Genomic DNA, 19,756 nt, shown 5'->3' with positions numbered 1-19,756 from the left:
GGCCGGCGGACCTTCGCGGGACGGGACAGCCGGCTGGCTAGTGTGAAGCGATGAGGTTCGGAGTGCTGGGCGACGTTGCGGTGTGGACGTCGGACGGCACACCTGTCGCCGTGCCCGGCCTCAAAGTGCGTGGTCTGCTGGCTGACCTGCTGGTTCACGAGGGGCGCCCGGTGACCGCCGACCGGCTGATCGAAGATCTCTGGGGTGACGAGGCGCCGGGCAACGCGCTCGGGGCGCTCCAGACCAAGGTGTCGCAGTTGCGGCGTGCCCTGGAGGCGGGCGAGGCGGGTGGCCGTGCGCTGGTCGAGTCCGGTGAGGCCGGCTACCGGCTGCGGACGTCGTCGGAATCGGTCGACGCCGGTCGCTTCGCCGCTCTGTTGCTACGTTCGGGCGCGCAGCGGGAGCCCGCTGTGCGGGCGGCGACGCTGACGGAGGCTCTGTCGCTGTGGCGCGGTTCCCCGTACGCCGACTTCAGTGACGAGCGATTCGTCCGCCAGGCGGTCGATCGGCTCAACGACCAGCGCCTGACCGCGCTGGAGGAACTGGCCGAGGCCCGGCTCGATCTTGGCCAGCACCACCTGCTCGCCGGGGAACTGACCGACCTGGTCGCAGGCCACCCGTGGCGTGAGCGACTACGGGCCGCGCACCTGCGCGCCCTGTACGGCTCGGGACGGCAGCATGAGGCGCTGTTCGCCTACGAGCAGTTCCGTCGGCAGGCGCGCGACGAACTCGGTGTCGATCCCGGCAGAGAGTTGGTCGAGCTGCACGGGGCGATCCTGCGCCAGGATCCCGCCCTCCAGCCGCCGGCACCGGCGTCGGCTCCGGCCCGAACCAACCTGCCGGCGCCTCTGTCGCCCGGTCCGTACGGCGGACTGATCGGGCGCGACGCGGCCGTCGAGGCGGTACGGGAACGGCTGACGAACGAGCGGCTGGTGACCCTGACCGGTCTGGGTGGGGTGGGAAAGAGCAGGTTGGCGATCGAGGCCGCTCGGGTGCTGGGTGACACGTTCCCCGCTGGAGTGTGGCTCGTCGAGCTGGCCGGCCGGCCGTACAGCGGCGACCACGCGACCCGCACCGAGATCGTCGACATGGTGGCGGCGACGCTCGAGATCCGAGACGACAGTCCGCCCGGCCTGCCCGGTGATCGACCACCCCGCGAGCCGATGGACCGGCTGGTCGCCGCGCTGCGAGGTCGGCGGATGCTGTTGCTGCTCGACAACTGCGAACACGTGGTGGCGTCAGTCGCTCAACTGACCGAGGAACTTCTCGGCGCCGCGGCCGACCTGCGCATCCTGGCGACGAGCCGCGAACCGCTCGGGATCCCCGGCGAAGTCGTCATTCCGGTGCCGCCGCTGGCCCTGCCGGAGCCCGGAGCCGGCGCGCGGCAGATCACCGAGGCTCCGGCGGTTCGGCTCTTCGTAGCCCGCGCCCGCGCCACCGAGCCGGGGTTCACCGTCGATCAGCGGAACACGGACGCGGTCGCCGTCATCTGCCGGCGGCTCGACGGCGTACCGCTGGCGCTGGAACTGGCCGCGTCCCGTCTGGCCGTTCTCGACCCGGACGAGCTGGCGGCACGGCTCGACGATCGCTTCCGGCTGCTGTCATCCGGCCGGCGCACCGCGCCCCCGCGTCAGCAGGGACTTCGCGCCGTGATCGACTGGAGTTGGGAGTTGCTGGCGCCTCCCGAACGCGCGGTGCTGCGCCGGCTCGCGGTCTTCGCCGACGGCGCCACCCTGGCCGCCGCCGAGCAGGTGTGCGCTGGCGGCCAGGTGGCAGCGGACGAGGTCCTCGATGTGCTGGCACGCCTGATCGACCGGTCGCTGGTCATGGTGCGGCACGGTGAGAGTCCGCGACGCTTTCGGCTGCCGGAGACGGTGGCTGCCTACGGTCTGGAACAGCTCGACAGCGCCGCCGAGCTGCCCGCAACTCGTCGCCGTTACGTCACGTGTTTCGCCCGTCTCGCCGAGCAGGCCGCCGGGCGGCTACGTGGTCACGATCAGAGCCGCGCGCTACGCGAGCTGGACGCCGAGAACGCGAACTTCCGGGCGGCGCTCGACGTCGCCGCCACTGACGGTCAGGCCCGCGTGGGCCTGGCGCTCGCCACCTCGTTGTCCTGGTACCGGCTGCTCCGGGGTCGGTTCGGAGAGGTGAGCCGGTCACTGCGAACGGCGCTGGACATCGTCCCGAGGAGCGAGGTCGACGTCGCACCGGACGGCCTGCGGCGGCATGCGGAGATGTGGCTGACCGCTCTCGCCACCCGGGACGGCGATCCGACCGCTCCCCGGCAGCGGATCCTGGAGAGCTACCAGGACCACGAGGGGCCGGAGAAGGCGTTCGCGCAGTGGTTGTTCGCCTCCATGATGCTCGGCTCCGGAGATCCGGGCGCGGCGGCCGTCCTGGTCGACGCGGCGCTGGCGGCGTTCCGCGCCGGCGGGGACCGGTGGGGCATCGCTGCCGCCTGCGCCATCCGAGCGGACCTCGCGCTCGTACTCCGCAGCGACCTGCCCGCGGCGCAGCGTGACTGCGAGACCAGCCGGGCGCTGTTCGAGCAACTGGGCGACCGCTGGGGCCAAGTACATCCGACGAGCCTGTTGGGAACCCTGGCCGAGATCCACGGCGACTACGATCGCGCCGCCACACGCTACCGGGAGGCGTTGCGCATCGCCGAACACCTGCGGCTGTGGACGTCGGTGTCCCGGCAGCTGGCATGCATCGGCCGGCTCGCCATTTTGAGAGGCGACCTCGACGAGGCCGTCGTCAGTCACGACCGCGCGCTACAGGTGGCCCAGGAACAGTCGAGCTCCTCCGCCGTCGCCTTCGCCGGCACGGGCCTGGCGATGATCGCGCGACGGCGGGGCGACCTCGACGCCGCCGAGACCCGGCAGCGGGACCTGCTCGACTGGAACCGCCGTGCCGGCTTCCTGCCGGGCTGCGCGCTCGCGCTGGCCGAGTTGGGGTTCATCGCGGAGCACCGCGGTGATGCTGTCCTCGCCGAGCGCCACCACCGTGAGTCGCTCGACGCGGCGCGCGCCACCGGTGATCAACGGGCGGTCGCCCTGGCTCTCGAGGGCCTGGCCGGGGCCATCAGCCTCGGCGGTGACAGTCGGCCCGCCGCGCGGCTGCTCGCCGCGGCACGGACGCTGCGCGAGGCCGCCGGCGCGCCGCTGCCTCCCAGCGAGCAACACGACGTCCAGCGCATCACCGCCCGCCTCCGGGAGGCGCTCGGCAGCGACGAACTCGCTGCCGAGATGAGCCGCGGCGCACAGCTCGACCTCGACGAACAGCCGTTCAGCGGCGTCGGTAAGGGGGTGGTCAGCGAACGGTAAGCCTGCTCGGCACGGTTGACCGAGTACCGAGCCGACCCAGGAGGCAGCATGCATACCGATGCCAGGATCGCCGTCATCTACTACTCCGCCACCGGCACCGTGCACCGGCTCGCGCAGGCATTTGTCGACGGAGCCGCGGACGCCGGCGCGGAGGTCCGCCTGCGCCGGGTGGCAGAGTTGGCGCCGGAGCACGTCATTGATGCCAAGCCGCAGTGGCGAGCCCACCTCGACGCCACTGGCGACATTCCGGTCGCCACCCTGGACGACCTCCGGTGGGCCAACGGGTACGCCTTCGGCACGCCGACCCGTTTCGGGAACATCTGCGCTCAGCTGCGCCAGTTTCTCGACACCACGACCGGCCCATGGCAGGCGGAGGAACTGGCCGACAAGCCGGCGACCGGTTTCACCGCCAGCTACGAGGAACACGGCGGCCAAGAGGCGACTCTGCTCAGCCTCTACCAGACCTTCCACCACTGGGGGTCGATCATCCTGCCTACGGGCTACCTGAACTACGACACCGCTCACGTCGCCGGCGGAAACCCGTACGGCGTCAGCCAGGTGGAGAGCCGCGCCAGCCGGGATCCCGAGTACGCCAGAGCTGTCCTCGAGACGGCCTGCTTCCAGGGCGCACGCCTGACCCGGATGGCAGCCGCTCTCGCCGCCGCCCGCGCGGACAGCAAGCTCGGGTAGGAGCCCGGCGGCGGGAGCAGTACGACACCGGGACGGAATCGTGAGTAGACGCGCGGGTCATGTCGAACATCGGCAGAAGGTGTACGGGGTGTCCGCGCTCAACCCGGTCACGTCATCGGGCACCTTTCGGGGCATGCGCCGAAGGCGATCGTGGGGAACTGATGCGGGGCGCCGCTTCCTCGCCTAAGCTGCATCCGAATACATCGATACTAATCGATAGCAGGTGTCGGCGGCCGGGGCCGGTCCAGGCAGCCACGGGCCTCGCATTCACCGACCCCGATTGGAGTACCCGATGACCTGGCGTCCAACCATCGCCGCACTCACCGGCCTGTGCCTCGCGCTCACCACCGCACCAGGCCCCGCCGGCGCCGCGCCCCCGGCACCTCGGCGCGCCGCTCATGTGAACGTTCACACCTACCCGCTCGCCGGGCCGCCCGGCGCGCCCCCCGGGGTCTGCCCGGCCGGCACCGGGTACGGCCCGCCGCTGCCGGCCGGCTCCGTGTCCGCGACGAAGATCCAGGGCGGGTTCTCGTTCCTCGAAGGACCGGTCTGGATCGCCGACGGCGGCTACCTGCTGATGTCCGACATGGCCGCGGGCACCGGGCCGTACAACGTGCAGCCCTCCACGATCCGCCGGTTCACCCCGCCTTCGACCTTCGACACCTTCATCGCCGACTCCGGCAGCAACGGCCTGGCACTCAGCCCCGACGCCCAGCAGATCATCGCCGCCACCCACGACCAGCGGAACGTCTCCACGTACCGGCTGAGCGACCGGACCCGCAGCACCGTCGCCGCCGACTACCAGGGCCGGGCGTTCAACTCACCGAACGACGTCACGGTCCGCTCCGACGGTGTCGTCTACTTCACCGACCCCAACTTCCAGCGCGGCAACCGACCCGACCAGATGAGCGGACGTACCAGTGTCTTCCGCGTCTCCGGCGGCCAGGTCTCGCTGGTGGACGACCGGCTGCGGCAACCCAACGGCATCGCGCTCTCCCCGGACGGCGGCACCCTCTACGTGGGTGCCTACTCCGAGAACAAGATCTACAAGTACGTCGTCCAGCCCGACGGCAGCACCGGCGCCCGCAGCGTCTTCGTCAACTACCTCGGCGGTCCCGACGGCGTCACCGTCGACTGCGCCGGCAACGTGTACTGGGCCTCCGGCTCGGACGGGCTGATCCACGTCTACTCGCCCTCAGGCGCGCAGCTCGGCACGATCCGCTCCGGCGGCGCCGGCACCACGAACGTGGCGTTCGGCGGACCCGACCGGCAGACCCTCTACATCACCTCCGGCCGGACGAACGACTCCGGCCTGTACAGCATCCGGCTCAACGTCCCCGGCTACCCGTACTGACCAAGAACCCCGGGAAGGAAAGCACCCGTGCGGACCCATCCTCACCAGCTCCGACACCGCGTACCGCTCGCCCTGCTGATCTGCGCCGGCACCGTCCTGGCCGGCGTACCCGCAAACGCCGCGGCGGCCGCGCCGGCGGCCGGCAGCCGGCCGGCGGCCCGGCTCGCCGCCGACACCAGCCCGCCCACCCGGCCGACCGGCCTGCGCAGCAGCCGGCTGACCTGCCAGTCCGTCACGCTTTCCTGGTACGCGTCCCGGGACAACGTCGGCGTCGCCTTCTACGACATCTACCACGACGGCCAGCTCGTCACCTCGGTCTCGGGACGGACGCTGACCGCCACGCTCAGCGTCGTGCAGGGTGTCACCTGGGGCTGGTACGTCAACGCCCGCGACGCCGCCGGCAACGTCTCGCAGGCCAGCTCCACGCTCTCGGTCACCCCGCCGTTCTGCCAGCAGGACACGACTCCGCCCAGCACGCCGACCAACCTGGCCGCGACGGTGAACGGCACAGCCGTGACCCTCACCTGGTCGGCCTCCACCGACAACGTCGCGGTCACCGGCTACACGATCCTGCGCAACGGTACGGCCGTCGGCTCCACCACCGGCACCGGCGGCAACCCACCGGCGACCACGTTCACCGACACCGGGCTGACGCCCGACACCGACTACCGGTACACGGTGACCGCCCGCGACGCCCAGGGCAATGTCTCGGGGACGAGCGCCGCGGTCACCGCGCACACCGGCACGGGGTGCACGAGCCCGGTGTGCGGCGCCACGGTGGTCACCACCGAGAAGGACCTGCCCTGGGGCCTTGTGCAACTGCCCGACGGCACGGTCCTCTACGGCCGGCGCGACCTGTTCGACATCGTCGCCATGAACCCGGACGGCACCGACAAACGCAGCATCGGCACCGTGCCGAACGTGGCCGGCACCAGCGGCGAGGGCGGCGTGCTCGGGCTGGCCGTCTCGGCCACCTTCACCACCGACCGCTGGCTGTACATCTACCACACCACCACGACCGACAACCGGATCGTGCGCATCCGCTACGACGGCACGCTGCAGACCGGCACCAGGCAGGTGCTCGTCACCGGGATCCCGCGCAACAAGTACCACAACGGCGGCCGGCTGCGCTTCGGCCCCGACGGCAAGCTCTACGCCGCCACCGGCGACGGACAGAACCCCGACGTGGCCCAGGACACCAACAATCTCGGCGGCAAGGTGCTGCGGCTCAACCCCGACGGCACGGTGCCGGCGGACAACCCCTTCGGCAACCACGTGTGGAGCTACGGCCACCGCAACCCGCAGGGCCTCGCCTTCGACTCCCAGGGCCGGCTCTTCGAGCAGGAGTTCGGCAACAACGTCATGGACGAGACCAACATCATCGTCAAGGGCGGCAACTACGGCTGGCCCGCCTGCGAAGGCACCTCCGGTGACTGCGCCAACCCGAGCTTCAGGGCCCCGATCCGGACGTACCCGGTGGCCGAGGCCTCGTGCAGCGGCATCGCGATCGTCCGGGACGTGCTCTACATCGCCTGCCTGCGTGGCAACCGGATGTACCGTGCGGAGATCAGCGGCGACACGCTCACCAACGTCCAGCAGTATTTCGTCGGGACGTACTTCCGGCTGCGCACCGTCGAACCGACCCTCGACGGCAACCTGTGGCTGACCACGAGCACCGGCGGGGACAAGGACAGCACCCCGAACAACAGCAACGAGAAGATCCTCAAGGTGACCCTCGGCGGGGCGGCGTCCAGCCCCACGAGCTGAGGGCGAGCCGGGAATCCGGCACCGCCGGCCCCGGAGGGTGCCCGCGTCGCGCGGGCACCCTCCGAGCGGTCCGGGCCAGTACTGCAGCGGACCGCCGCCGGAGTGTCGACGAGGTGGCAAGTCAGGTGACGCCGACGTTCAGGTAGAAGTGGCCGAGCTTGAGCGACAGAGAGGCGCCTCCGAAGTGGTGAATGACCAGGGCCAACAGGATGACGATCAAGATGCAGACGACGAGCCAGATCAGGGACCACACGAACCTCGGGATCCCGTAGCGACCGACGCGAGCCATTAGGCTCGCCCCCTCGGCGGTGGCGCTGCAGCAGGTGCCGCCACGCATGGCCTTGTCGGCTGTCGATAACTGCGCCCGACGCTAGCGGACGTCTCCATACCCCCTCCTTCATCGAGGTGTCCGCGAAACTTCCCTACCGAGGCTCGCGTCAAACTGGGACAGAGCTTGGCGTCCCGCGCATGGGCGAGGTCTCTTGCCGAACGGGCGGCGCTACGCCTGAGGGGTCCAAGTCTGATACGGCCAGGTGCCGGCGGCACGGGCCCGATCCACCAGCTCGGGCGCCCGGGTGCTGACCTCGATGGCGAGCTGTCCTGCGTATCCGGCCATCGCTTCCGGGTACGTCCGTAAGGCAACCAGCAGCCGCCCAGCTGCGCTGAGACGTTCGACGGCGATTCGCCAGTCCTGACGGTCGACGGCGAGCGCGGCGGTGAGCAGCAGTGTGTTCGCGTACTCCCAGGCTGCGCGCTGGTCCAGCACGGCCAGCTCATGACGGATCGCGTAGGCATGTTCGGCCAGGGGCGCCGCCGTCGCTGTCTGCCGGCGTTCGAGCAGCGCGGAGGCGAGATTGTGCAGGGCCGTGCCGAGGATTCGGCGCAGCCGTGGGTAGGCCGCCTCCGCGTCCGCGCAGCGGTCGATGACCTCCGACAGCAGCATGATCTGGTCTTCGTGACGTCCGGTGGCTTCCGCGACGACGGCGGCGTCGACCATGTGGGTGACCGCGTCAGCCAGCGCCTCCCGCTCGGTGGTGGTCCCGCGTAGCAGGCCCTCGTGCCGCCGGACGGCAACGACCACGGACAGCCAGGCAAGGTCCCAGGCGTCGTCGCAGTGGCCGATCCGGTGCCGGAGCATCGCCCGCTGGTAGAGGGCTGCGGACCAGAGGCGCCGGACGTCCCGCCGGGCCGGGTCCGACGTCGCCCCGTCGTACAGGCTCAACTCGTCGGCGAGCTCGGCGAGGACGCGGTCGGCTTCGATGATCTGATCCGCGTCGGCCAGAGAGATACCTTGATCGAGCCGGGCGGCACAATCGGCGATCACCGACGGGTCAGCGGGCGGGCGGTTGCCGGGTGCACGGCCGGTCACCCGCGACTCCGCCGCCAGCCGAGCCGCGAACCCGCCGGCGGTAACGCCGGATGGTGCGGGCTGGGCCAGCAGATCCAGGTAGGAGCGGCGGACCCGCCATGCGCCCGAGTCGGGCACCACCAGGTTTTCCGGCGCGGCTTGTTGCAGCTGCGCCAGCGACGCCTCGGTCCGTTCTAGTCGCTTCTGCGCTCCGGAACCCTGGAACATCTGTTCCAGTGAGTACTGTTCAGTCAGCGCCACCCGCATCAGGTCCGGCCGCCCCAGAGCGCTGGCGACCCGCGCGAAGATTCCAAGGGCGTCCGCCAGGTCGATCACGGCGGCCGCTTCGCCGGTGTCGCGGGCGAGCCCACGCTGCAGGTCGACCATCTCGGCGGCCAACGGTCCCAGGACGGATGGGTCCGTCTCGAGTCTCAGGGTGACCAGCCCAGTCAGTGCCGCGGTCCGAGCGCGGCGGGCGTCGAGGCCGTCGGCGGGCCGGGGCGCGACCAACCGCCACACCCGTTCGACGACATCGCGCCCGCGATCGACGAGCCCGATGCCGGCCAGGATCTGCCCCGCCTGCACGGTGCGGACCACGGCGTCGGCATGCCAGTCCGGATCGGAGAGCAGATCGCCGGCGAGCGCGATGACCTCCTCGGCCTGTTCCCGCAGATCAGTGACGTCACCGCCATCGGCGAGCCGTTCCTGAGAGAGGTTCAGAGTGGCGCGGCCGAGAGCATGCAGCAGACGCCCCGGATCGCCCAGACCACGGGCAGCGGCAACCGCCCGCTCAACGGCCGCCCGGGTGTCCGGGCCGAGACCGGCCCGCGCGGTGATCTCGTCGGCGGCGCTGAGCAGGCGATCGACCTCGGCAGGTTCGCTCATCACACCTCCAGTGCTGGACGACGAGTTGCCGTGACCAGCTGTGTGCCCGCACTGAGCACGTCGCGATCCGCTCTCATCCACCAGTGACGTGACACGCCGTGAGGGCATGTCGCACTTCTACCAGGAGCCAGAGGAAAGAAGAAGAAGGTCGATACGGTCTCGCGGATGCCATGAAGTTCTGCGAAGACGCAGATATAACGACATTCGACGCAATCGCAACGCCGATCCGCGCGTACAAGGCGGCGCTCATTCCCAGAAACACTGCGTCGCCGGTCCCCACGCATCCGCTCATCGGCCCCCTGTACGTCGTGCGTCAGATACCGTGGCCGCTTAGCCAAGCCGTCTTACGTTGACGCCAACGCCCGCTCAGCGACCGCTGGGCTCAACTGCTCCCGATCCGCTCCCACGGCCCGTTGCCTCGACCGGTGACGATCACGTCGGCGCCCCGCCAGCAGCGGCATGTATCCGCAGCAGGTGGCGGGCGGGCGTCTCGCGGCCGGTGTGGGAGTCGGGCGCCGCGTGCGCCGCAGGTGCCGGCGGTTCGGCCGCGACGGACCGGCCGGTCGGGCCACCCATGACGCCCAGCGCAGCCGCCGCCACGACGGTACGCAGGACGGCCCGCCACCTCGATCTTCGGCTCCGGAGCACCGACTCCACCGCAGCCGGTGAACGCCTCGCAAAACCCATGAAAATCCTGGTCTCTCGCCGGAAGTTGTTACCTGAACAGCACGGTGACATCCGGGACGGTTCGATCGAGACATCCGACCGGCACTTGACGGCATCCCGTGCCGCCGGCGCTTACCTCAGGCACCAATTCTGCGGCGCTGTCCGATCCTTTAAGGCTGCGCTGAAAGGAATTGCCGCGGCGCGTCGACGGAATTCACGATGCCTGTCGTACACATGTGCACTGCGGACGAAGGGAAGGAATCGTGCCTACCGATCGTCCTGACGTCGAGACGCCAACAGTCGGCGGCCTCGTCCGGCGAACCCTCCTCGGCGCGCTCGGTGCCGGTGTTGGGGCGGCAACCGTCCTGGCCACGCCACAACCCGCACGCGCCGGCGCCGCGACGTCCGACCGTGCCCCGGCTCCACGGACGTTAGCGACAAGGCCGCTGCGGAGCGGAACCGTTCGGCCTGGGTTCGACGCCCAGGTCGTTGCCCTGCGGTCGCCGGCCGGCTCGACGGCACGGTGGCGCTCCGCCGACCGGTCGGGGGCGTGGAGCCGGTGGGCCTCGGTGCCCGGCGGCTGCCCGGCCGGCGCGGGCGACGCCGCGCCCGCGACCGAGCAACTGGCCTTCGTCACCGTACCCAACGCTCCGGCCGTCGACCTCGACCTGCCGACCGGCAGCCGGGCGGTCGTCCTCAACGGCACCGACGGCCCGGCCCTGCGGCCCGCGTCCGCCGAGGTGTCAGAACGCTCCCGGCTGGCGGGGCTGCCCTTCCTGAGCCGTGCCGCCTGGGGCGCCGACGAGTCACTGCGGTTCGACGCCGCCGGCGTGGAAAAGTACCCACCCACGTTCTGGCCGGTGCAGACGTTCACCGTTCACCACACCGCCACCGGCAACGACGATCCTGATCCGGCTGCGCGGATGCGCGCCATATACCGCTACCAGGCGATCGACCTCGGCTACGGCGACTTCGGCTACCACTTCCTCGTCGACGAGGCAGGCCGGGTCTACGAAGGCCGGCGCTCCGGCGGGGACGTGCTGCCCGGTTTCGACCCGGCCGGTTGGATGGTGAACGGCTCGCACGTGGGCGGCTACAACGCGGGGAACGTGGGTGTCGTCCTGCTCGGGACCTTCGTGGCGCGCGAACCGACGGCGGCTGCGCGGCGCAGCCTCACCCTGTTGCTCGCCGCCCTGACCGGTTGGTGCCACGTCGATCCGCTGGCCAGCGTGACCTACGTCAATCCGATAAGCGGCCTCCGCCGCAGCGTACCCGCGATCGCGGGGCATCAGGACTGGGGGCCGACGGAGTGCCCGGGCGGAGTGCTCAGCGGGATACTGGGCGACCTGCGCCAGGAGATCGCGGCCGTGCTGGCCGACCCGCGTCGCTCCGCGTTCGTCGGCTGACGGCGGTGCCAGCGACCGCCGTGCGGCAACGCCAGCGAACCGGAGACGCGCCCGAGGTGACGTTTCGTGGCACGGTACCGAGACAATCACCTCGAAGGTAAACGAAGCGCGAATCGCACCCTGCGGTACGACAGTGGCGCGCTCCGATATTCCAAGGCTAAACTGCCGCGAGCTCACGGCATTTACATGCGTCTTCGGGAGCCTCGTTGCGCATCTATTTTACGGCGGAGGATCTCGGGCGGGTCCGCGTGGCCGCAGCACCCGATCCGATGTGGGAGACGGTCTTCAGCGTGTTCCGCCTCGACCGCCCGGGGCCGGCGGCGACCTTCGGGCGCTGGCGCCGGCGGGCCGTGCCAGCCATGCGACCCGCCGATCTGGAGATGCTCCGGCCCCTGGTGAACGGTGCCTACTATCCGGATTTCCTGACCCCGGCCGAAGGTGGGCTCGGTCTGCCGCACGCGATCGAGGCCCTGCTACGCACTCCGACGGCCCGGCTCCGCGCCGAAATGGAGCAGCTCGCCCGCCTTGGTGGGCCGCTGCCGTCCTGGATGCGGCGCCTCGCCGATGGCGACGGCGAGGTGCTCGGCCGCCTGGCCGGCGCGATGCGGTCACAGTTCGCGGTCGCGGTCGCCCCGTTCTGGGCAGAGGCACGGGCGCACGTGGACGCCGACCGGGCACGGCGGGCGCGGGTGCTGCTGGAGCACGGCGGTGAAGGGCTGCTGAAGAGCTTCCGGCCGATGATGCGCTGGGAGCCGCCGGCGCTCGTGGTCGATGTGCCGTCCACCCAGTCGATCCACCTCAACGGCCGCGGGCTGCTGCTCGTGCCGTCCTACCTGTCCTGGAAGACTCCCGACACGCTACGGGACCCGACCCTCACGCCGGTGCTGGTGTATCCGGTCGAACACGACCTGACCCGGCACCTGGACGCGGCGCGGCCCTCCGGGCCGGGCACCCTCGCCGCCCTCATCGGGCCGACCCGCGCGGACGTGCTGGAGGCCATAGGCGATGGCCGAACCACCTCCGAGCTGGCCAGACGCGTCGGAGTGAGCGCGGCATCGATCAGCCAGCACACCGCCGTGCTGCGCGACGCCCGGCTGATCAGGACCACCCGCATCGGCAAGGCGGTGCTGCACACGATCACCCCACTCGGCGCGGCGATGCTCGACGACCCCCCGCGTCGACGCGCGCCGATCGACGTCGACGCAGGTCCTGCGGCGTAGACTCCGCCCCCGCCGGTCACCGGGCGCGGACGTCCGTCGTTGAACGGTGCCGGCGCCGCCCGGGCGACGGCGGCCCCGGCACCGGAGTGTCGGGCTGATGCCGGTTGAGTGCCTCGATTCACGAAGTGACCGATGACAATGTTTTCTGCGGGCTGACCGGCCCCGAAGCAAGGCGATGATCGCCAAGACCATTGGACGTGGACTGGTCGGCCGGTCACGAAGGCGCTTGTCGTCGTCGCGGAACTGTGACCGTTCCGGTGGCCGCGCCGGCTACGGCACCGAGACCCGGGGCATCGTCTCGAACCTTCACTGGGCTATTGACCTTGCCGTCTGACGCATCCGAGACGCGCCGCGCATACCATTCGCGCTCGGGTTAAAGGTGTGGTCTGCCGCCGGCGTCCAGCCAGAACATGGTCCCTCCATTGTCTGCACTACGCCCGTAATGGACGGAGACCCGTGAAGATAGGAATGTTATTGACGCCTGGCAAGGCGGTGGTGGCCGCCGTGGCCGCCGTTGCGCTGCTTTCCGGCCCGGCACTGTCGGCAGTGGCCCGGGCCGAACCGGCGACGCCCCCGCCATCCGCGCCGGCGGCAACGGCAGCCCCGGCGGGCCCGGCCGGGCCTGCCGATCGCGTCGCACCCGGCGACCGGGACAGGATCCTGCCCAAGGGGTGGCGCGGCTCCGCGGACCGGGTCTGGACGACCTCCGGCGACGCCAACGGCTTCCACATTCTCACCGCCACGGCGGCCACCGGCTACACCTGGGAGACCACGGCCAGCCTCGCCGAGCCGGGCTTCGACGTCGACCTGTGGATCGGCAACGCCTGCGTGACCGGCTCGGGTCGCCGGCTGGTCGTGGTGTACGCACCCCGCACCTTCACCAACAAGGCGGAGCTGTTCGACCGCGGCGGGTTCACCGCGGTCGTCGACCTGAAGACGCGCCAGGTGACCAAGCTGCCGGTGCAGTCGTCGCTCGCCTACTTCAACCCCGGTTGTGGCGCGGGCGAGCAGGCGGTGCTCTCCCAACTCGGCGGTGAGAACCGCGAGGACCCGACGTCCGCCGCGCCGCGGAGCCGGCTGTTCACCGTGGATGCAGCGGCACGCACGCTGTCCAAGCCGATCCTGCTGAACACCGAGTTGAGCTCCCCCGTACCGGTCAAGGACGGCATCGTCGCGGCGGCCGCCGGCGGGCTGGTCTCGGTGGCGAGGACCGGCAAGGTGACCCGGTCCGTCGCGGCGACCGGGGTGCCATTCCGGCTGGCGCCCGACGCAGCCGGCGGCGTCATCTTCATGGACTCCGACGGCCAGCAGACCCGGGTGAAGCGGGCGGTCGGCCGGTCCGTGCGGGAGCTCGCGCGCGGCCACTCGGCCGATGTCGGCCTGGCCCGCGGTGACGGCGGCCGGACCTTCATCACCGGACGGCCGGCGCACATGTCCGCGCTGCCCGCCGCCGTGCGCCGGATCGCCGTTCCCCGCGACAGTGAGCTGTCCACCCGCGGCGAACTGGCGCTCACCCAGGTCAAGGCGGCCGGCACGGGCGACCCGCGAACCCAGGGCGGCGACCCGAGCGTGGCCCGCAACGTCGCTGTCACGGCGACGGTGACCAGGACCGGCAGGTCGCTCACCTTCGAGGTGAGCCCCGAGGTGGTCGGGCCAGAGGCGATCGCCGGCCGAGCCACCCATCCGAAGCTCGGCGCCGCGGCCGCAGCCACCATGCCCCGCTCCCGGATCGCGGCCGATGCCTCGGAAGAACCGGTCGAGGCGGACCGCTACTGCTCGGTGCCGCGCAACGACCCGGCGAACCAGGCCGTGCAGCCGAAGCCGCGCAACGTCGAGTGGGCGGTCGACCAGGCGGTCTTCGGCCGGCTCAATGACGCGGCCTCGCGCCCGGCGAACTGGAAGGGCTACGGCATGCCGGCGTACGAGCCGCAGACGCTGTTCCCGGCGCCACCACTGGCCGGCGGCGGCCGGGTGCCGGCGCAGATCATGCTGGGCATCATCACCCAGGAGTCCAACATGTGGCAGGCGTCGAAGTTCGCGCTGCCCGGCGTGCCGGCGAACCCATTGATGGGCAACTACTACGGGCGCGACATCTACAACGCCACCTCGCTGGACGACTGGGACATCGACTGGACGAAGGCCGACTGCGGCTACGGGCTCACCCAGGCGACCGACGGCATGCGCCTGGCGGGCCACGAGAAGACCGACGCCAACGGCAACAAGGTCGAGGTCTCGCTGCCGTTCCAGACCCAGCGGGCGGTCGCGCTCGACTTCACCGCGAACATCGCGTACGGGTTGAAGATCTTGCAGGAGAAGTGGAACCAGACCTACGCGGCAGGGCTGCGGGTGCACAACGCCGATCCGTCCGCGCTGGAGAACTGGTTCTACGCGGTGTGGGCGTACAACTCGGGCTTCTACCCGAAGAGGAACGACGCCGACCCATGGGGCGTCGGGTGGCTCAACAACCCGATCAACCCCAGGTACGACCCGCTCCGGCACCCGTTCATGACCTCGTACGACGACGCTCGCACACCGCAGAACTGGCCGTACCCGGAGAAGGTGCTCGGCTGGGCCGGCAATCCGATCTCCGCGACCGAGTCGCCGGGCGTCGAGCGGCCCGGCTTCAACTACGCCTGGTGGAACCTGAGCGAGGACAAGCCCAAGGTCAAGCCCCCGCTGAAGACCTTCTGTGACAGCACCAACCAATGCGATCCGTACGCCTCCGTGCAGCCGAACGATCCGGACGTCAGCAGCGAGAAGCCCGGTCCGTGTCTGCACAAGAACACCACGGGCCTGTACGACCTGAGGTGCTGGGCCCACTCCGCAGTCGGGTGGAAGGCGCCGCCGGGAGTCGTCTGCGACACCTGCGGCCACGAGCAGATCCGGTTCGACCCGGGCTACCCGTGGTGCACGACAGCCGGCCAGACGGCCTGCGAGAGCGACGGCATCAGCTACCCGCCGCACTGCCAGGACAGCGGCGGTGACCTCGCCGCCGGTGCCAAGGTGGTCGACAACGTTCCGCTCGGCTCGCCCTCGCCGCGGTCATGCCCCAGACAGCTGCAGAACCAGGGTACGTTCCGGCTCTCCTTCACGGGGGTGGCCAACGGCACCTACCCGTCCAAGATCGATTTCCACCAGGTCGGCGGCGGATACGGCGGCCACTACTGGCGAGCCAGCACCCGGACCCCGGCAGCCCAGGGCGGAAACCTCAAGGTCACTGGCACCTGGCGGCTAAACGACACCGGCACCGGCTGGCGGCGGGTCCAGGTGTTCGTGCCCGAGTTCGGCGCCTGGACGCAACAGGCGAAGTACACGATCGATCTGGGTAACGGCGAAACCCGGTACCGGGTGATCAACCAGACCTGGCAGCAGAACAAGTGGGTCGACCTGGGCACCTTCAACTTCCGGGGCCAGCCCTCGGTCTCGCTTACCACCGTGGCCAAGGACGGCACCGGAGACGACAGCATCATTTTCGACGCGGTGGCGTTCAGCTGGCCCAGCCCGTCGCCACCCGGCGTGCCCGAAGAGGTCGGCGGCATGCCCCGATACGTCGCGCTGGGCGACTCCTACTCGTCGGGCGAGGGCGTGGCGCCGTACGACCGCAACAGCGACCTCAGGCGAACCAACGGCACGAAGGGCTCCAACGTCGACGCCTGCCACCGGTCGACGGCCGGCGCGTACCCCCGCCTGGTGCATGATCCCGGCCGCGACTTCGTCCGGGACTTCCCGAACGACCACTACACCATCGAACAGATGTCGACGAAGTACAGCTGGGGCAGCTTCGGCTTCATCGCCTGCTCGGGCGCGACGACCGCGGCCGTCACCCGCGACGCGGTCAACGTTCCGCCGGCCGCCTCCGACACGGCGGGACACACCGACTGGGGACAGGTGGTCGACCGCTGGGGCGAGCTGACCCAGGTGGAGCAGGGCTGGCTGGACCCGGAGACCACGCACGTGTCGATCTCGATCGGCGGCAACGACGCCCGGTTCTCCGACGTGCTCACCGGGTGCATCGCCACTCTCAACGACTGCTCTGGGCCGAACTACCGGCTGACCCGGTCGAACGGGGTCGTCGATCCCGAACCGCTGCGCGACTACCAGACAAAGATCATTCGGGACTGGCTGCCGGCAAAGCTGAAGGCCACCTACCGGGCGATCCACACTGCCGCCCCGAACGCCCAGATCTTCGTCGTGGGCTACCCGCAGATGTTCCCCAACGAGGAAGGCAACAACGCCTGCTACAACATCAGCTCGCAGGCCCGGCTGTTCCTCAACGCGATGGCTGGTCGGATCTCCATCGCCATCGCGCGGGTCGTCGACGACCTGCGCGCCGAGGGCGTGGACATCCGCTACATCCACACCACGGCAGCGATCAGCGTCGGCAACAGCGGACAGAAGAAGTGGGCGTGCGGTGGCGACGACGGCTACCGGTGGCTGAACGCGGTCACCTCGACGTCCACCGACGGCAGCGGGGAGAAGACGCCGGGCACCGGCACCTTCCACCCGACCGCCCGCGGCCAGCAGGGCTTCGCCGACCTGCTCACCGCGGCCTTCGCGGACGCCCGGCGCCCGCGGGCGGACGACGTGGCGGCGATCAAGAAACGCATCCTCGACTATTCGGCGAAGCGCGCGCCGACCGACGACAAGGGCAGGTGGATCGTCACCGACCAACAGGCGAAACTCGCCGCCGAACGCTGCCTCGACCTGACCCGGCGCGGCGGGATCGTCGGCAACCCCTGCCTGTCCAAACCGATCTTGTTCCCCACCGCCTTCGACGCCCGCGGGGCAGCCCGCAACGACGACGCCGCGATCGACGCCAACCCGCCCTGGGTGCAGCTGCGCTACGTCAACGGCTCGACGGAGAAGCCCAAGGTGCTCAAGTCCCGTAGCTGGTTCATGAACGCACCGTACGGCCAGACCTCCTGCCCGACGACGCGGCCCGAAGACCAGTGCGACGAATATCCGTTCTACACCTCCGAGGAGGGTGGCGCCTGGGACTTCTTCACCGGCGGGGAGAATTCTCCGCTGAGCACCCGGCTGCTAATGATCCCCGCGGCCGAGAACCGGGCGGAGGGCAGCATGGTCGGTGCGATGTACAGCCACCAGGACTGCCGGATGCAGACCGGCACCTACGAACACATCGTCGGTAGCCCCGGCTATCAGAACCAGTTGCTGACCAGCGGCACGGAGTATCTGACCGTACCGCTGACCGACGAGGCGGCGTTCGTGGGCCAGAAAACCATGTACGTCTGCTGAACCGAGGCCCCGGCCGCCGTCAGGTGGCCGGGGCCCATCCCACCGGCTTATCCGCCGCGGGCCTGCGCGACCGTCGCCCGGCATCGGCATCGGCCCTCGCGACTCCGGATCCTCGGCAAGGGCACCGGCAGCCTCGGTCCACCCGAGCCGGGTGACCCCAGAACGACAGGCGGTACGGACGGCCTGAGGACCGGTGTCGGCGACGAGCAAGGTCGCAGGGTCCCAACCGCGCTCCTACGCGTACTCATATCCAGGTTTCCGCTTGCTTCGACCGTCGCCGGCCGTCACGACACCGCCAGCCGCACCTTGAAGGCAAGCCTGAAACGTCTGGCCGGCGCCTGCCGGGGCGTCTCAGGATGGCGTCATACGCGGTGCCGAGGCCCGCACCGTCCCGACCCGAGATGGAGTGCCGAAGATGCGTACCCGAAAGGTTTTCAAAGCCATTGCCGCCTGCCTCGTCGTGTTGGCGACCGTGTTCGCCATGCCCACGCCCGCCAGCGCAGCGGTCAACACGTACATCAGCGTGCTGCCGCAGAACGGCCCCAAGATGGTGCTCGACGTGCTGAACGGCAATGCCGCGAACGGGACCCCGGTCCAGTTGTGGCGACTGAACTACAACACCCAGCAGTACTGGACCATCCACCACGTCGCCTACTACAACGGCTTCGATGTCTACGAGTTCCACAGCAACATCGCCGACAAATGTCTCGACATGGCCACCGACGGTTCCGTGGGCAATGGCACCCGCGTGCAGACTTGGTCGTGCAGCCACGCGTCCAACCAGAGGTGGTACGCGGAGCCCGTCCAGGAGAACGCGAACTGGCGCCCGCTCCACAACATGCGGAACAAGGAGCTGTGCCTCGACGTCCTCAACGCTCAGTACAGCGACGGCGCGAGGCTGCAGGTCTTCACGTGCAACAACAAATGGAACCAGCGCTTCAACGTCTACTGACGAAGCCACTCCATATGAGGTCGGGCCCGAGGCGCATCAGCGGCCTCGGGCCTGTCTCGCTAACGGCACCTCTCTGTGTCAAGGCGTCGGCAGCAGAGGGGTTCCCCGTTCGCTGGTAATAGTCACGGCCCGGGGTCGCTCGTTGGCTGTTGCCATGGCGTGCGGGGCGTAGTTCAGATGCCGGTCGCCGGCGCGCGAAAGGCGGTGGCGTTGGACGTCACCGGATGATCCCCGCCGACGGGGCGTGCCTCGAGCGTCACACCGGGACCTGGGCGAGGTCGCGGCCGGCGGTGGCTCGAACGGCCCGGGGCCAGGTCCATGCGGTGCGCAGGATGAAGGCCAGGAGCAGCAGTTCGAGCCCGATGGAGAAGCCGTAGAAGTAGAGGTAGGCCCAGGACTCGCCGTCCGCGTTGTACGCCGTGACGGGGATGTAGAGCGTTGCCACGACGAGGTTGGTGGCGCGGTTGACACGGGCGGGGAGCGTCGTGGAGAGCAGGATCATGAGGATCGGGACGGCCATGAGTGTGAGCGCGAGGGCGACGAAGGTCGGGCCCGTGTCGAACCCGTGCACGGCGCCGGCCAGGATGTCGTCGATGAAGCCGGGCTTGTACAGGGCGAGGTAGTCGACGTAAATGTAGAGGAACATGAAGCTGGCCCAGGCCGCGGCGAGCTTCGCCTGGACCGGGAGGTGCGCTTCCTGGAGCGCACCGGCCCGTCTGTCGGTTCTGGTCATCACGTCTCCTGTCTGCTGGCGTCAGCCGGGTCGGCTCACTCGATGTCTCCACACTGACCAGCGTCGGCGGGCGTCACATCCGCTTGCGGGCTCGGGCTGTCCTGGCCCCGGGCGCGGGAAACTCGCCGTACTTTCGGCTGATCCGCCCGAGGG

11 protein-coding genes are annotated in these 19,756 nt (G+C 70.0%); 8 read left to right on the top strand and 3 right to left on the bottom strand.

Annotated elements, in window-relative coordinates; translation table 11 throughout:
* The first annotated feature begins 50 nt into the window (after positions 1-50).
* From J3R08_RS09860 to J3R08_RS09845, 4 genes are all read left to right on the top strand, one after another.
* Entirely contained in the window at positions 51-3,326 is a 3,276-nt protein-coding gene (locus tag J3R08_RS09860; protein WP_245254714.1) for a BTAD domain-containing putative transcriptional regulator, read from the top strand.
* Between the two features lie 48 nt (positions 3,327-3,374).
* Positions 3,375-4,016 carry an NAD(P)H:quinone oxidoreductase gene (wrbA, locus tag J3R08_RS09855; RefSeq protein ID WP_043325380.1) on the top strand — a complete coding sequence of 214 codons (642 nt, stop codon included), beginning with the start codon at positions 3,375-3,377 and terminating at the stop codon, positions 4,014-4,016.
* A gap of 292 nt (positions 4,017-4,308) precedes the next feature.
* Positions 4,309-5,370, top strand: a complete 1,062-nt coding sequence (locus tag J3R08_RS09850) for an SMP-30/gluconolactonase/LRE family protein (protein ID WP_209960860.1) — start codon at positions 4,309-4,311, stop codon at positions 5,368-5,370.
* Between the two features lie 27 nt (positions 5,371-5,397).
* Positions 5,398-7,137, top strand: a complete 1,740-nt coding sequence (locus tag J3R08_RS09845) for a PQQ-dependent sugar dehydrogenase (protein ID WP_280841842.1) — start codon at positions 5,398-5,400, stop codon at positions 7,135-7,137.
* A gap of 121 nt (positions 7,138-7,258) precedes the next feature.
* On the opposite strand, the gene J3R08_RS09840 is transcribed toward J3R08_RS09845, so the two are convergent.
* Both J3R08_RS09840 and J3R08_RS09835 read right to left on the bottom strand, forming a co-directional pair.
* Entirely contained in the window at positions 7,259-7,474 is a 216-nt protein-coding gene (locus tag J3R08_RS09840; protein ID WP_064447312.1) for a hypothetical protein, read from the bottom strand.
* A 162-nt stretch (positions 7,475-7,636) separates the two neighbouring features.
* Positions 7,637-9,370 carry a hypothetical protein gene (locus tag J3R08_RS09835; protein WP_209960858.1) on the bottom strand — a complete coding sequence of 578 codons (1,734 nt, stop codon included), beginning with the start codon at positions 9,368-9,370 and terminating at the stop codon, positions 7,637-7,639.
* A gap of 1,235 nt (positions 9,371-10,605) precedes the next feature.
* Between J3R08_RS09835 and J3R08_RS09830 the strand changes: the two genes are divergently transcribed.
* From J3R08_RS09830 to J3R08_RS09815, 4 genes are all read left to right on the top strand, one after another.
* Positions 10,606-11,442 carry an N-acetylmuramoyl-L-alanine amidase gene (locus J3R08_RS09830; protein WP_209960855.1) on the top strand — a complete coding sequence of 279 codons (837 nt, stop codon included), beginning with the start codon at positions 10,606-10,608 and terminating at the stop codon, positions 11,440-11,442.
* A gap of 206 nt (positions 11,443-11,648) precedes the next feature.
* Complete coding sequence (locus tag J3R08_RS09825) at positions 11,649-12,662, top strand: helix-turn-helix transcriptional regulator (protein ID WP_245254712.1); 1,014 nt, start codon at positions 11,649-11,651, stop codon at positions 12,660-12,662.
* A gap of 456 nt (positions 12,663-13,118) precedes the next feature.
* Positions 13,119-17,918 carry a GDSL-type esterase/lipase family protein gene (locus J3R08_RS32685; protein ID WP_209960852.1) on the top strand — a complete coding sequence of 1,600 codons (4,800 nt, stop codon included), beginning with the start codon at positions 13,119-13,121 and terminating at the stop codon, positions 17,916-17,918.
* A gap of 415 nt (positions 17,919-18,333) precedes the next feature.
* A complete protein-coding gene (locus J3R08_RS09815; protein WP_209960850.1) occupies positions 18,334-18,870 on the top strand; it encodes an RICIN domain-containing protein in 537 nt (178 codons plus the stop codon).
* A 256-nt stretch (positions 18,871-19,126) separates the two neighbouring features.
* On the opposite strand, the gene J3R08_RS09810 is transcribed toward J3R08_RS09815, so the two are convergent.
* The gene (locus J3R08_RS09810; RefSeq protein ID WP_209960849.1) at positions 19,127-19,603 is read right to left on the bottom strand and encodes a DUF6326 family protein; all 477 of its coding nucleotides are present in this window, start codon (positions 19,601-19,603) and stop codon (positions 19,127-19,129) included.
* Positions 19,604-19,756: the final 153 nt, after the last annotated feature.

The sequence above is a fragment of the Micromonospora sp. HB375 genome (genome assembly GCF_017872985.1).
Lineage (GTDB): Bacteria > Actinomycetota > Actinomycetes > Mycobacteriales > Micromonosporaceae > Micromonospora > Micromonospora chalcea.
This window is presented reverse-complemented; position numbering and strand designations above follow the sequence as displayed.